Raw genomic sequence first — 13406 nt, 5'->3', positions numbered from 1 at the left:
ACTTTTTAAGTCGCCCTTTTTATTGCGCGCGAATCGGTCGCCATGAATGACGACCCTACAAATGGCGCGGTTTCGTAGGGTGCGCATTTATGCGCACCGTTTCACCCACCGCACGAAACCCTTCAACGCACCCAGCCATCAGCCTGCGCGCGAAAACCACATGCCTGCATAAAGGCTGCCCGCACGCCCCGATCGGCGTCGCCATCATCGGCAATCCACCAATCCGTCAGCGCACCATTCTGCGTAATTGTCTCTACCAGCAAATATTGACCTACGCCGCGGCGGCGTGTCACTTCGCGTACGTTGAGATTAAAAATTTTTCCCTGCGTGCCGCTAATACTAAGTTGTAATGCGGCCAGCAGCCGATCGTTGAAACGCGCGGCATACAGCTGCTGTGTTTCGCTGAGTTGTGCTTCCAGTTGCACAATATCCATTTCTGGCCAGACTTTAGCTAAATCGATGCGATCCTGTGCGGTTAACGATGCTAAGCGCTGGATTGTCAGCTTCATACCTAATACCTGTACTAGTGCAAAGGCGATAGTGTAGCGAATTTAGACAGTCAGAGCGCTGTCACTTTTTTGCAATGAAAATAGGTCGAATGCCAGCCACTTTGCCAGGATTGTGGAGTAAGCCATCAATGATCGTTGAAAAAGCCAGCATAATGCGCTGGTATCCTGCTGAAAAATCGGCCATAACGACCAGACGATTCTGCTGCTCCACTCAGTCAATTCTGAATATGTCAGTTGATTTACAGAATAAAGTTCCTGTTTAATAACCTGAAAAATAAAGCCTTATTACCAATAAATGCCAGAAAAGCGCGCTAACCCATTATTGCAGAATGAGTTTTCCCCTTTGACTGGCAGAAAATAAACCAATCACAACACACACGACACAACTGATGGGGAAGTTCGCATGAAAATGAGTAAAGGACGCGCATTATTGGCGGGCTGCGTCGCCCTGGCGATGAGCCACGCGGCACTGGCGAAAGACATCAAAATTGCTATCGTCGGCGCATCAACCGGTCCGGTCGCGCAGTACGGTGACATGCAGTTTACCGGTGCAGCGCAAGCCATTAAGGACATCAACGCCAAAGGCGGCGTAAACGGTGACAAACTGGTTGGCGTGGAATATGACGACGCCTGCGACCCAAAACAAGCGGTTGCGGTTGCCAACAAAGTGGTTAACGACGGCATTAAATACGTTATCGGCCATCTGTGCTCTTCTTCTACTCAGCCTGCTTCAGACATCTATAACGACGAAGGCGTGCTGATGATTACCCCAGCCGCCACCGCACCCGAGCTGACTGCGCGTGGCTATGCTGACGTGCTGCGCACCACCGGCCTGGATTCCGATCAGGGCCCAACGGCGGCAACCTACATTCTCGATCACATCAAACCAAAGCGTATCGCTGTTGTGCATGACAAGCAGCAGTATGGTCAGGGCCTGGCGGAATCCGTACAGAAAACCCTGAAAGCCAAAGGCGGCAATGTGGTGCTGTTTGAAGGTATCACCGCCGGGGATAAAGACTTCTCCACGCTGATTGCGCGCCTGAAGAAAGAGAACGTGGATTTCGTTTACTACGGCGGCTATTACCCAGAGCTGGGCCAGATTCTGCGTCAGGCAAAATCGGCTGGCCTGAATGCCGGCTTCATGGGCCCAGAAGGCGTGGGCAACGCTTCACTGTCTAACATCGCGGGTGATGCATCGGAAGGCCTGTTTGTTACCCTGCCGAAGCGCTATGACCAGCTGCCAGAGAACAAGGCAATTGTGGATGCGATTAAAGCCAACACCGCGTCTAACCGCAAAGATCCCACCGGTCCGTTTGTCTGGACCACCTACGCCGCGATTCAGTCGCTGGTGGCGGGGATTGAACGCAGCAAGAGCGATGAGCCTGATGCGATTGCTAAGAACCTGAAAGAGGGCGCCGCCGTTCCTACCGTGATGGGCAACCTGAATTGGGATGAGAAAGGCGATCTGAAGGGCTTCGAATTTGGTGTCTTCAAATGGCACAAAGACGGCTCTTCTACCGCAGTTAAGTAATCCCCCCCAAATTCCCTCCCCCGCACGCGGGGGAGGGAATTATTCAGCTCCAGAGCAGGTCTTCACTATGTCCGAGCAGTTTCTCTATTTCATTCAGCAGATGTTCAACGGGGTTACCCTCGGGAGCACCTACGCGCTGATCGCCATTGGTTACACCATGGTTTACGGCATTATCGGCATGATCAACTTCGCCCATGGCGAGGTGTACATGATCGGTAGCTATGTCTCCTTTATCGTGATTGCCGCCCTGATGATGATGGGCATTGATACTTCGTGGCTGATGATTGCCGCCGGTTTCGTGATGGCGGTGATCATCTCCAGCGCCTACGGCTGGAGCATCGAGCGCGTGGCGTATAAGCCGGTGCGATCGTCGAAGCGCCTGATTGCGCTAATCTCCGCCATCGGTATGTCGATCTTCCTGCAGAACTACGTCAGCCTGACGCAGGGTTCGCGCGATCTCGCGCTGCCAAGCCTGATCACCGGCCAATGGACGCTGGGTGAGAGCAACGGCTTTGCCGCCACGCTCTCCACCATGCAGCTGGTGATTTGGATTGTCACCTTCCTGTCGATGCTGGCGCTGACGCTGTTCATCCGCTATTCGCGCATGGGACGCGCCTGTCGCGCCTGCGCAGAAGACCTGAAAATGGCCAGCCTGCTGGGCATCAACACCGACCGCGTTATTTCACTCACCTTTGTGATTGGTGCGGCGATGGCGGCGGTGGCGGGCGTGTTGCTCGGTCAATTCTACGGCTCCATCAACCCGTTCATTGGCTTTATGGCTGGGATGAAAGCCTTCACCGCCGCGGTATTAGGCGGCATCGGCAGCATTCCTGGCGCGATGATTGGTGGCCTGGTGCTGGGCATTGCCGAAGCGCTGACCTCGGCCTATCTGTCGACCGAATACAAAGACGTGGTCTCCTTCGCGCTGCTGATTGTGGTGCTGCTGGTGATGCCAACCGGGATTCTTGGCCGTCCGGAGGTAGAGAAGGTATGAAACGCCTCGGTTTGGTCAACGCCGTGATCTCCACGGTGATGTTGTTGGTGCTCGCCACCTTTTTCATGGGCGTACGCCTCGATTTGGATGGCACCAAACTGGTGGTCGCCAATGCGGGCGCGGTACGCTGGAACTGGATCTTCATTGGCTGTGCGGTAGTGTTTGTCTTCCAGCTGCTGCGTCCGCTGGCGCAGGGCAAATTCAAACGCAGCGGCAAAGGGTTTGTCCTGCCAGGTTTTGATGGCTCAACGCCGAAGCAAAAATTGCTGATGGCGCTGGTGATCGCGGCGGCGGTGATTTGGCCGTTTCTGGTGTCGCGCGGCAGTGTGGATATCGCCACGCTGACGCTGATCTACGTGATGCTCGGCCTCGGTCTGAACGTGGTCGTGGGATTATCAGGATTGCTGGTGCTGGGCTACGGCGGTTTCTACGCCATCGGCGCTTACACCTTTGCCTTGCTCAACCACTATTACGGCTTTGGTTTCTGGGAAAGCCTGCCACTGGCCGGTTTGGTGGCGGGCGCCTTTGGTTTGCTGCTCGGCTTCCCGGTGCTGCGCCTGCGCGGGGACTATCTGGCGATTGTGACGCTCGGCTTCGGCGAAATCGTACGCATTCTGCTGCTGAATAACACGGCGATCACCGGCGGCCCGAACGGTATCGCACAGATTCCCAAGCCCAGCCTGTTTGGTCTGGAGTTTGGCCGCCGGGTCAGCGAAGGCGGCTGGAGCACCTTCCATGAGTTCTTTGGCCTGAAATACGATCCCAGCGACCGTGTAATTTTCCTCTATCTGGTGGCGCTGCTGCTGGTGGTGCTGACGCTGTTCGTTATCAACCGCCTACTGCGTATGCCGCTGGGCCGCGCGTGGGAAGCGCTGCGTGAAGATGAGATCGCCTGCCGTTCGCTTGGTCTGAGCCCAACGCGCATCAAACTGACCGCCTTCACCATCAGCGCCGTGTTTGCGGGCTTTGCGGGTACGCTGTTCGCCGCACGTCAGGGTTTCGTCAGCCCGGAATCCTTCACCTTCGTCGAATCGGCCTTTGTGCTGGCGATTGTGGTGCTAGGCGGCATGGGCTCGCAGCTGGCGGTGATCCTCGCAGCCATTCTGCTGGTGGTTTCGCGCGAGCTGATGCGTGATTTGAACGAATACAGCATGCTGGTGCTCGGTGGTTTGATGGTGCTGATGATGATCTGGCGTCCACAAGGGCTGCTGCCAATGAAGCGTCCGCATCTGAAGATGAAAAGCAGTAAACAAGGAGAGCAGGCATGAGTCAGCCTTTATTAGCCGTTGAAGGCCTGATGATGCGCTTCGGCGGCCTGTTAGCCGTCAACAATGTGGCGCTTGAGCTGCATCCACAGGAAATCGTTTCGTTGATTGGCCCGAACGGTGCCGGTAAAACCACGGTGTTCAACTGCCTGACCGGTTTCTATAAACCAACCGGCGGCACCATCAAACTGCGCGATCAGCAGCTGCAGGGTTTGCCGGGCCAGAAGATTGCGCGTATGGGCATTGTGCGCACCTTCCAGCACGTGCGCCTGTTCCGCGAAATGACGGTGATTGAAAACCTGCTGGTGGCACAGCATCAGCACCTCAAAAGCGGCGTGTTCTCCGGTTTATTCAAAACCCCGGCTTTCCGTCGCGGTGAGAGCGACGCGCTGGATCGCGCGGCCACCTGGCTGGATCGCATCGGCTTGCTGGATCTCGCCAACCGCCAGGCGGGCAACCTCGCTTATGGCCAGCAGCGTCGTCTGGAAATTGCACGCTGCATGGTAACGCGTCCGGAAATTCTGATGCTGGATGAACCGGCTGCCGGGCTTAACCCGCGTGAAACCCACGAGTTGGATGAGCTGATCGCCGAGCTGCGCGGTGAGCACAAGGTTTCCGTACTGCTAATTGAACACGATATGAAGCTGGTGATGGGCATTTCTGACCGCATTTACGTAGTGAATCAGGGAACGCCGCTGGCCAACGGTACGCCGGAAGAAGTGCGTAACAATCCGGATGTGATCCGTGCTTATTTAGGTGAGGCGTAACATGGCAAACCCGATTTTAACCTTGCAGAATGTCAGCGCCCATTACGGCCCGATCCAGGCGCTGCACAACATTAATCTGCACATCAATCAGGGCGAGATCGTTACCCTGATCGGTGCCAACGGCGCGGGTAAAACCACGCTGCTCGGCACCTTGTGCGGTGAACCGCGCGCCACCAGCGGCAACATTACCTTTGATGGCAAAGAGATCACCGACTGGCAAACGGCGAAAATCATGCGTGAAGCGATCGCCATCGTGCCGGAAGGGCGTCGGGTGTTTTCGCGTATGACGGTAGAAGAGAACCTGGCGATGGGCGGCTTCTTCGCTACGCGGCAGCAGTATCAGGAACGTATCGATCGCGTCTATCAGCTGTTTTCACGCCTGGCAGAACGTAAAGCACAGCGCGCGGGCACCATGTCCGGCGGTGAGCAGCAGATGCTGGCCATTGGCCGTGCGCTGATGAGCCAGCCGCGTTTGCTGCTGCTGGATGAACCGTCGCTGGGACTCGCCCCGATTATCATTCAGCAGATCTTTGACACCATTGAGCAACTGCGCAAAGAGGGCATGACCATCTTCCTCGTCGAGCAGAACGCCAATCAGGCGCTGAAGCTGGCGGATCGCGGTTATGTGCTGGAGAATGGCCACGTGGTGCTTGAAGACAGCGGCGAAGCGCTGCTATCCAATGAAGCGGTACGCAGCGCTTATTTAGGCGCGTAACCGCGGTTGCCCTCACCCTAACCCTCTCCCGCAGGCGGGAGAGGGAACCGATCGAGCTTGCATATGGCAACATCTCCCTCTCCCGCAGGCGGGAGAGGGAACCGATCGAGCTTGCATATGGCAACATCTCCCTCTCCCGCAGGTAGGAGAGGGAACCGATCGAGCTTGCATATGGCAGCGTCTCCCTCTCCCGTGGGAGAGGGCCGGGGTGAGGGCACCAGCACGCAGCAGTCCTAACCAAATTCCGCTGTCACATCCCCGTCATAAACCTGTTATTAATCCGTCATTTCCCCGTGTCATGTTACATCGCGAACAAAAAAATGCGCGAATTCGCGCGTAGCTAACAGCACAGGAAAAACCTTATGTCCGCTTTTACGCTTCGTCCCCGCCTGATGAGTGTCGTGCTCGGTCTGGCGCTCAGCGGTAATGCGCTGGCTGCAACTGAGATCCCTTTCTGGCACTCAATGGAAGGCGAGTTAGGCAAAGAAGTTGATTCTCTGGCACAACGTTTTAACCAGGCTCATCCAGAATATAAAATCGTCCCGACTTACAAAGGTAACTACGAGCAAAGCCTGGCAGCGGGCATCGCCGCGGTGCGCTCGGGTAAAGCGCCCGCACTGCTGCAGGTGTATGAAGTCGGTACCGCGACCATGATGGCATCGAAAGCGATTGTGCCGGTCAATGAAGTGTTTAAAAACGCTGGCGTGCAGATGGATCCGCAGCAGTTCGTACCAGCCGTTGCGGGTTACTACAGCGACAGCAAAGGCCAGCTGATTTCTCAGCCGTTCAACAGCTCCACGCCGGTGCTCTATTACAACAAAGACGCGTTCAAAAAAGCTGGCCTGAATCCGGATCAGCCACCGAAAACCTGGCAGGAGCTGGAAAAAGATGCCGAAGCGCTGCGTAAAGCGGGCCTGACCTGTGGTTACGCCAGCGGCTGGCAGGGTTGGATTCAGATTGAAAACTTCAGCGCCTGGCATGCGCTGCCGGTGGCCAGTAAAAATAACGGCTTTGACGGCACCGATGCGGTACTGGAATTCAATAAGCCCGTGCAGGTGCGCCACATCGAAATGCTGGAAGCTATGAACAAGAAGGGCGATTTCACCTACTTCGGTCGTAAGGATGAATCCACCGCCAAGTTTTACAACGGCGATTGCGGCATCACCACCGCCTCTTCCGGTTCGCTGGCCGACATCAAACACTACGCCAAATTTAACTTCGGCGTGGGCATGATGCCGTACGATGAAACCGTACCGAACGCCCCGCAGAACGCCATCATTGGTGGCGCGAGCCTGTGGGTGATGAAAGGCAAAGATGCCAACACCTACAAAGGCGCGGCGGAGTTTATGAAGTTCCTCGCACAGCCGGAAATCGCCGCTGAATGGCACCAGAAAACCGGTTATCTGCCGATCACCACCGCCGCCTATGAGCTGACTAAACAGCAGGGCTTCTATGACAAGAACCCAGGCGCAGACATCGCCACGCGTCAAATGCTGAACAAAGATCCGCTGCCGTTCACCAAAGGCATGCGTCTGGGCAATATGCCACAGATTCGTACCATCGTGGATGAAGAGCTGGAAGGCGTGTGGACCGGCAAACAGACACCACAAGCCGCGCTGGATAACGCGGTGAAACGCGGTAACGAACTGCTGCGCCGTTTTGAGCAGCAAGTGAAGTAAACGCTGTCATCTCGGGGCCGACGTTTGACGTTCGCCCCGATTTCTCTCTTTGATTGAGCCTGCTATGTCCTCATCGCGCCCCGTATTTCGTTCCCGTTTTCTGCCCTATTTGCTGGTGCTACCGCAGCTGGTGATTACGGCCATTTTCTTCCTGTGGCCCGCCGGTGAAGCTCTGTGGTATTCGCTGCAAAGCATTGATCCTTTTGGCATCTCCAGCACCTTCGTGGGTTTGGCGAACTTTAAGCGTCTGTTCAATGACGAATACTATCTGGCATCGTTCTGGACCACCATTGAGTTCAGTGCGCTGGTGACGATTTGCGGCATGACTTTTTCCCTGCTGCTGGCGGCGCTGGTGGATTACGTCATTCGCCTGCGTAAGCTGTATCAAACGTTGCTGCTGCTACCGTACGCGGTCGCGCCGGTGGTTGCGGCAGTGCTGTGGATGTTCCTGTTTAATCCAGGGCTAGGGTTATTCAGCCATCTGCTGAACCAAATGGGCTACAACTGGAACTATGCGCAAAACAGCGGGCAGGCGATGTTCCTGATTGTACTGGCGTCGATTTGGCAGCAAATGAGCTACAACTTCCTGTTTTTCTTCGCGGCGTTACAGTCAATTCCCAAATCGCTGGTAGAAGCCGCAGCGATTGACGGTGCCGGTCCGGTGCGCCGCTTCTTCAATTTGTCGCTGCCGCTGATTACGCCGGTAAGTTTTTTCCTGCTGGTGGTGAATTTGGTTTACGCCTTCTTCGATACCTTCCCGGTGATCGATGCCGCAACCGGCGGCGGCCCGGTACAGGCGACCACTACGCTTATCTACAAAATCTATCGCGAAGGCTTCACCGGGCTGGATCTCTCCTCCTCCGCTGTGCAGTCGGTGGTGCTGATGCTGCTGGTGATTGGCCTGACTATCCTGCAATTCCGCTTTGTCGAGCGTAAGGTGCAATACCAATGATTGAGAATCGACGCGGGCTGGATATCTTCAGCCATACCTTGCTGGTGCTGGGCGAGCTGACCATTCTGTTCCCGCTTTATATCGCCTTTGTGGCGGCGACGCTGGATAACGAGGCGGTGTATCAGGTGCCAATGACGCTGGTACCGGGATCGCATCTGTGGGAGAACATCTCGCGCATCTGGACGCACGGCGTCAACGGCAATGGTCCGGCATTTGGCATGATGATGCTTAACAGCCTGCTGATGGCGCTCGGCATTACCGTCGGCAAAATCACCGTCTCAATGCTCTCCGCCTTCGCGCTGGTGTGGTTCCGTTTCCCGCTGCGCTCGCTGTTTTTCTGGCTGATTTTCATCACGCTGATGCTGCCGGTTGAAGTGCGTATTTTCCCGACGGTGGAAGTGATTTCGACGCTGAATATGCTCGACAGCTACAGCGGTTTAACGCTGCCGCTGATGGCGTCCGCTACCGCCACCTTCCTGTTCCGCCAGTTCTTTATGTCGCTGCCGGACGAGCTGATAGAGGCGGCGCGTATCGACGGCGCCAGCCCGATGCGCTTCTTCTGGGACATCGTGTTGCCGCTATCCAAAACCAATCTCGCCGCGCTGTTTGTGATCACCTTTATTTATGGTTGGAACCAATATCTGTGGCCGCTGCTGATCATCAACGACGCCAGCCTCAGCACCGCGGTAGCGGGAGTGAAAAGCATGATCAACACCAGCGGTGGCCCAACGCAGTGGAATGAAGTGATGGCGGCAATGTTATTAACCCTGATTCCACCGGTGGTGGTGGTACTTGTGATGCAACGTGCCTTTGTGCGTGGCCTGGTGGAGAGTGATAAATAAATGGCAGGCGTAACCCTTCAGACCGTTACCAAATCGTATGACGGCAAAAATCAGATCATTCAGCCACTGAATATCACCATCAATGATGGCGAATTTATGGTGATGGTGGGGCCTTCCGGCTGCGGCAAATCGACGCTGCTACGCATGGTGGCGGGGCTTGAACGCGTTACGTCTGGCGATATCTATATCGACGACAAACGCGTCACCAACATGGAGCCGAAAGATCGCGGCATCGCCATGGTGTTCCAGAACTACGCGCTCTATCCGCATATGACGGTGGGCGAAAACATGGCCTATGGCCTGAAAATTCGTGGCATGGGCAAAGTGCAGATCGCGCAGCGGGTGATGGACGCGGCGCGCAGCCTGGAGTTGGATCATCTGCTGCATCGCCGTCCGCGCGAGCTGTCGGGCGGACAACGCCAGCGCGTGGCGATGGGCCGCGCCATCGTACGTGAACCGGCGGTGTTCCTGTTTGATGAGCCTTTATCGAATCTGGATGCGCGCCTGCGCGTGCAGATGCGTCTGGAGCTGCAACAGCTGCATCGCCGCTTGAAAACCACCAGCATCTACGTGACGCACGATCAGGTTGAGGCGATGACGCTGGCGCAGCGCGTGATGGTGATGAACAAAGGGGTGGTGGAGCAGGTGGGTACGCCGGTGGAAGTTTACGAACGTCCGGCCAGCCAGTTTGTTGCCTCCTTTATCGGCGCGCCGGCCATGAACCTGCTGCCGGGTCAAATCAACAGCGATGGCACGCGCTTTACGCTGGATGCACTTAACAGTTTGTTGCTGGGTGAGAGTAAAGCCAAATGGGCCAACCGCCCGCTAACGCTCGGCATTCGTCCGGAACATATTCAGCTCAGCAGTCGCGATGCCGGCGGTATTCCGCTGGTGGTCGAGACGCTGGAGATGCTCGGTGCCGATAATCTGGCGCATGGCCGCATTGGCAACGCGCGCATGGTGGTGCGTTTGCCGCACAGCGAACGTCCGCAGGCGGGCAGCACCTTATGGCTGCATCTGCCGTCAGATGCGTTACACTTCTTCGATTCAACCTATGGAAAGCGTCTGGAATGAGTCAACACAACTGGCCTTATCCGCACATTGTTGCGCATCGCGGGGGCGGAAAACTGGCCCCGGAAAATACCCTCGCGGCGATTGATGTCGGCGCGCAGCACGGTCATACCATGATCGAGTTTGATGCCAAGCTATCGGAAGATAAGCAAATTTTCCTGCTGCATGATGACACGCTCGATCGCACCAGCAATGGCTGGGGCGTGGCCGGCGATCTGTCGTGGCACAAGTTGTCACAGCTGGATGCCGGCGCTTGGTTTAGCCGTGATTATGAAGGCGAGCCGCTGGCGCTGCTGAGCGAAGTGGCAGAACGTTGCCGCCAGCATCAGATGATGGCGAACATTGAGATCAAACCGACCACCGGTAAAGACGTTGAAACCGGCCGCAACGTGGCGCTGGCCGCGCGTGAACTGTGGCAAGGACAAACGGCGCCGTTGCTATCCTCGTTCTCTTACGCCGCGCTGGAAGCGGCAATGCAGGCGGCGCCAGAGCTGCCGCGTGGTTTACTGCTGGATACGTGGCATGACAACTGGCAGGCGCTGACTGCGGCACTGGATTGCGTGTCGATCCACCTTAATCACAAATTACTCGATGCTGAACGCACCGCGCTGCTGAAAGCGGCCGGTTTGCATATTCTGGTGTATACCGTGAATCAGCCCGCACGGGCGCGCGAGCTGCTGAGCTGGGGCGTCGACGCCATCTGTACCGATAGCATCGACATTATTGGTCCTGACTTTCGCTAGTTTTGCTGCTGTTTTTGGCCCGGCTGCGATTGAATCACCTGCTGCTGGGCACTGTTCCGCTGTTCCTGCACTTTACGCTGCACGTCCTGGCTCTGCTGCTGTTGATCCTGCTGCAGCTTGCGCTTCTGCTGTTGCTGCTGATTCTGCATTTGCGACTGCATACGCTGCTGGCTCGGGTTGTAGCCGGGCTGATTCGGGTCGTTAGTGCTGTTCAAGGTATTCGCCATGCTGCTTAACGGCAGCAATGCTGCGATCATAATTAGCCATTTGTTTTTGTTCATGGTCTTCCTCCATCAATGCAGCCTGCTGCTGTGTGGTGTTATTGCCTGACTGGCAACAACGGCTACTTGTATAAGTTTATGCTATATCTCAAACACCTCTTCCAGGAGTGCGCCTAATTTAACTTTACTGCTACTCTTTTTACTGTGTCTGCAAACACTTGCATCAATTGATAACAAATGTAAATAACGTAAAAAGGGTGGTAGCAGGATGAGAATTAAGAGCAACCTACGTCAGCTCAGTTGGGCGTTGCTGATGAGTTTTACCGTCGTGCAGGGGGGACAAGCCGCGCCAGCCAATGCGCCGCCGGTCTCTTACGGCATTGATAGCGATACCTTTCATCCGGTGAAAGCCAAACATGGCATGGTCGCATCGGTTGATGCGATGGCGACCGAAGTGGGTGTTGATATTCTCAGGCAGGGCGGTAACGCGGTAGATGCGGCAGTCGCGGTAGGCTTTGCGCTGGCGGTGACGCATCCGCAGGCCGGTAACCTTGGCGGTGGCGGCTTTATGCTGCTGCGTACCGCGTCCGGCCGCACCACCGCAATCGATTTCCGCGAAATGGCGCCGGCGCGAGCTTCGCGCGATATGTTCCTTGATAAGCAGGGCAACGCGGATAGTAAGTTATCACTCACTTCTCATTTAGCTTCTGGCACGCCGGGCACCGTTGCCGGGTTTGCGCTGGCCGCGCAGAAATATGGCACGTTACCGCTGAGCACTTTGCTGGCTCCGGCGATCAAACTGGCACGTGACGGCATCGTGGTTAATGATGCGCTGGCTGACGATCTCGCCACCTACGGCAAAGAGACGCTGATTAACCACGACAACAGCCGGGCGATTTTCTACAAAGCGGACGGCCAGCCGTATCAGAAAGGCGAACGGCTGGTGCAGAAGAATCTTGCGCGTAGCCTGCAGCTGATTGCCCAGCAAGGGCCGGATGCGTTCTATAAAGGTAAAATTGCCGATGAAATTGCCGGTGAAATGGCGCAGCACGGCGGATTGATTGGCAAGCCGGATCTGGCGGCCTACCGTGCCGTGGAGCGCAAGCCGGTCAGCGGCACCTATCGCGGCTATGAAGTCTTCTCCATGCCGCCGCCGTCGTCCGGCGGGATTCACATCGTACAAATCCTTAATATCCTGGAAAACTTCGATCTGGCGAAATGGGGCTTTGGTAGCGCCGATGCGATGCAGGTGATGGCGGAAGCGGAAAAATATGCTTATGCCGACCGTTCAGAATATCTTGGCGATCCTGATTTCGTTAAAGTGCCGCAGCAGGCGCTAACCAGCAAAGCCTATGCCAAAACGCTGGCGCAGCAAATTGACGTGAATAAAGCGCGCCCCTCCAGCGAGATCAAACCGGGCAAGCTGGCACCCTATGAAAGCAATCAAACCACGCACTTTTCCGTAGTGGATAAAGACGGCAACGCGGTAGCGGTCACCTATACGCTGAATACCTATTTCGGCAGCGGCATCGTGGCCGGAGAGAGCGGCATCCTGATGAACAATGAAATGGATGACTTCTCGGCGAAACCGGGCACGCCAAACGTGTATGGCTTAGTAGGTGGCGAGGCGAATGCGGTACAACCGGCTAAACGTCCGCTGTCATCAATGTCGCCCACCATCGTGGCGAAAGACGGCAAAACCTGGTTAGTTACCGGTAGCCCGGGCGGTAGCCGTATTATCACCACCGTGCTGCAAATGGTGGTGAACAGCATTGATTTTGGTATGAACGTGGCAGAAGCCACCAATGCACCGCGTTTCCATCATCAGTGGTTGCCGGATCAGCTGCGCGTAGAAAAAGGTTTTAGTCCCGATACGCTGCGCCTGCTGGAAAGCAAAGGTCAGCATGTGAAGGTGATGCCAGCCATGGGCAGCACGCAGAGCATTATGATTGGGCCGGATGGCACGCGCTATGGCGCCTCGGATCCGCGTTCAGTGGATGATTTGAGCGCGGGTTATTAAAAACGGTTGGTAAAAGCCAATTAGCCGTTTAATAAACCATAAAAAATGCCAGTCAGTTTTGCTGACTGGCAGAATGGTAAATTAGCGGGTCTAATTA

The 13406-nt window shown here is 55.8% G+C and carries 14 protein-coding genes; 11 read left to right on the top strand and 3 right to left on the bottom strand.

The features are described from left to right. Positions 1-122: 122 nt before the first annotated feature. Complete coding sequence (gene panM / locus ACIP6T_RS17105; RefSeq protein WP_400458175.1) at positions 123-509, bottom strand: aspartate 1-decarboxylase autocleavage activator PanM; 387 nt, start codon at positions 507-509, stop codon at positions 123-125. A gap of 61 nt (positions 510-570) precedes the next feature. Then, positions 571-720 carry a hypothetical protein gene (locus ACIP6T_RS17100; protein WP_176519137.1) on the bottom strand — a complete coding sequence of 50 codons (150 nt, stop codon included), beginning with the start codon at positions 718-720 and terminating at the stop codon, positions 571-573. Between the two features lie 192 nt (positions 721-912). Here ACIP6T_RS17100 and ACIP6T_RS17095 point away from each other — a divergent pair, with 192 nt between their 5' ends. The 10 genes from ACIP6T_RS17095 (at position 913) to ugpQ (ending at position 11068) form a co-directional block, all read left to right on the top strand. After that, a complete protein-coding gene (locus tag ACIP6T_RS17095; protein ID WP_061718403.1) occupies positions 913-2040 on the top strand; it encodes a branched-chain amino acid ABC transporter substrate-binding protein in 1128 nt (375 codons plus the stop codon). A gap of 67 nt (positions 2041-2107) precedes the next feature. Beyond that, complete coding sequence (livH, locus tag ACIP6T_RS17090) at positions 2108-3034, top strand: high-affinity branched-chain amino acid ABC transporter permease LivH (protein ID WP_097095255.1); 927 nt, start codon at positions 2108-2110, stop codon at positions 3032-3034. Continuing rightward, the gene (locus ACIP6T_RS17085; RefSeq protein WP_097095254.1) at positions 3031-4302 is read left to right on the top strand and encodes a high-affinity branched-chain amino acid ABC transporter permease LivM; all 1272 of its coding nucleotides are present in this window, start codon (positions 3031-3033) and stop codon (positions 4300-4302) included. Before livH ends, ACIP6T_RS17085 begins: the two co-directional genes overlap by 4 nt. Next, positions 4299-5066 carry a high-affinity branched-chain amino acid ABC transporter ATP-binding protein LivG gene (gene livG, locus ACIP6T_RS17080; RefSeq protein ID WP_097095253.1) on the top strand — a complete coding sequence of 256 codons (768 nt, stop codon included), beginning with the start codon at positions 4299-4301 and terminating at the stop codon, positions 5064-5066. Before ACIP6T_RS17085 ends, livG begins: the two co-directional genes overlap by 4 nt. A 1-nt stretch (position 5067) precedes the next feature. Further along, on the top strand, positions 5068-5781 hold the full coding sequence (gene livF / locus ACIP6T_RS17075) for a high-affinity branched-chain amino acid ABC transporter ATP-binding protein LivF (protein WP_097095252.1): 714 nt from the start codon (positions 5068-5070) through the stop codon (positions 5779-5781). A gap of 362 nt (positions 5782-6143) precedes the next feature. Further along, a complete protein-coding gene (ugpB, locus tag ACIP6T_RS17070; protein ID WP_400458174.1) occupies positions 6144-7460 on the top strand; it encodes a sn-glycerol-3-phosphate ABC transporter substrate-binding protein UgpB in 1317 nt (438 codons plus the stop codon). A gap of 64 nt (positions 7461-7524) precedes the next feature. Then, positions 7525-8412 carry a sn-glycerol-3-phosphate ABC transporter permease UgpA gene (gene ugpA, locus ACIP6T_RS17065; RefSeq protein WP_400458173.1) on the top strand — a complete coding sequence of 296 codons (888 nt, stop codon included), beginning with the start codon at positions 7525-7527 and terminating at the stop codon, positions 8410-8412. Beyond that, complete coding sequence (gene ugpE / locus ACIP6T_RS17060) at positions 8409-9254, top strand: sn-glycerol-3-phosphate ABC transporter permease UgpE (RefSeq protein WP_400458172.1); 846 nt, start codon at positions 8409-8411, stop codon at positions 9252-9254. The genes ugpA and ugpE overlap by 4 nt, the downstream gene beginning before the upstream one ends. Beyond that, positions 9255-10328, top strand: coding sequence for a sn-glycerol-3-phosphate import ATP-binding protein UgpC (locus ACIP6T_RS17055; RefSeq protein WP_345827436.1), 1074 nt, complete (start codon positions 9255-9257; stop codon positions 10326-10328). Continuing rightward, complete coding sequence (ugpQ, locus tag ACIP6T_RS17050) at positions 10325-11068, top strand: glycerophosphodiester phosphodiesterase (RefSeq protein WP_400458171.1); 744 nt, start codon at positions 10325-10327, stop codon at positions 11066-11068. The genes ACIP6T_RS17055 and ugpQ overlap by 4 nt, the downstream gene beginning before the upstream one ends. Here the strand turns inward: ugpQ and ACIP6T_RS17045 are convergent. Then, entirely contained in the window at positions 11065-11349 is a 285-nt protein-coding gene (locus ACIP6T_RS17045) for a DUF2756 domain-containing protein (RefSeq protein ID WP_097095247.1), read from the bottom strand. The genes ugpQ and ACIP6T_RS17045 overlap by 4 nt on opposite strands. 208 nt (positions 11350-11557) lie before the next feature. Between ACIP6T_RS17045 and ggt the strand changes: the two genes are divergently transcribed. Then, the gene (gene ggt / locus ACIP6T_RS17040; protein ID WP_400458170.1) at positions 11558-13309 is read left to right on the top strand and encodes a gamma-glutamyltransferase; all 1752 of its coding nucleotides are present in this window, start codon (positions 11558-11560) and stop codon (positions 13307-13309) included. The last annotated feature ends 97 nt before the right edge of the window (positions 13310-13406 follow it).

Origin of the sequence: Pantoea sp. NPDC088449 (assembly GCF_044753225.1) — a bacterium.
Classification (GTDB): Bacteria; Pseudomonadota; Gammaproteobacteria; order Enterobacterales; family Enterobacteriaceae; genus Pantoea; species Pantoea floridensis.
The sequence above is the reverse complement of the archived record's forward strand: the minus strand, read 5'-3'. Positions and strand labels throughout refer to the sequence as shown.

Excerpts from the sequence above, each read along its gene's own strand:
- ugpQ (WP_400458171.1), top strand. The coding sequence starts at position 10,325 with ATGAGTCAACACAACTGGCCTTATCCGCACATTGTTGCGCATCGCGGG.
- livH (WP_097095255.1), top strand. The coding sequence starts at position 2,108 with ATGTCCGAGCAGTTTCTCTATTTCATTCAGCAGATGTTCAACGGGGTT.
- ACIP6T_RS17055 (WP_345827436.1), top strand. The coding sequence starts at position 9,255 with ATGGCAGGCGTAACCCTTCAGACCGTTACCAAATCGTATGACGGCAAA.
- ugpA (WP_400458173.1), top strand. The coding sequence starts at position 7,525 with ATGTCCTCATCGCGCCCCGTATTTCGTTCCCGTTTTCTGCCCTATTTG.
- panM (WP_400458175.1), bottom strand. The coding sequence starts at position 509 with ATGAAGCTGACAATCCAGCGCTTAGCATCGTTAACCGCACAGGATCGC.
- ACIP6T_RS17095 (WP_061718403.1), top strand. The coding sequence starts at position 913 with ATGAAAATGAGTAAAGGACGCGCATTATTGGCGGGCTGCGTCGCCCTG.
- livG (WP_097095253.1), top strand. The coding sequence starts at position 4,299 with ATGAGTCAGCCTTTATTAGCCGTTGAAGGCCTGATGATGCGCTTCGGC.
- ugpB (WP_400458174.1), top strand. The coding sequence starts at position 6,144 with ATGTCCGCTTTTACGCTTCGTCCCCGCCTGATGAGTGTCGTGCTCGGT.
- ugpE (WP_400458172.1), top strand. The coding sequence starts at position 8,409 with ATGATTGAGAATCGACGCGGGCTGGATATCTTCAGCCATACCTTGCTG.
- ACIP6T_RS17045 (WP_097095247.1), bottom strand. The coding sequence starts at position 11,349 with ATGAACAAAAACAAATGGCTAATTATGATCGCAGCATTGCTGCCGTTA.
- ACIP6T_RS17085 (WP_097095254.1), top strand. The coding sequence starts at position 3,031 with ATGAAACGCCTCGGTTTGGTCAACGCCGTGATCTCCACGGTGATGTTG.
- livF (WP_097095252.1), top strand. The coding sequence starts at position 5,068 with ATGGCAAACCCGATTTTAACCTTGCAGAATGTCAGCGCCCATTACGGC.
- ggt (WP_400458170.1), top strand. The coding sequence starts at position 11,558 with ATGAGAATTAAGAGCAACCTACGTCAGCTCAGTTGGGCGTTGCTGATG.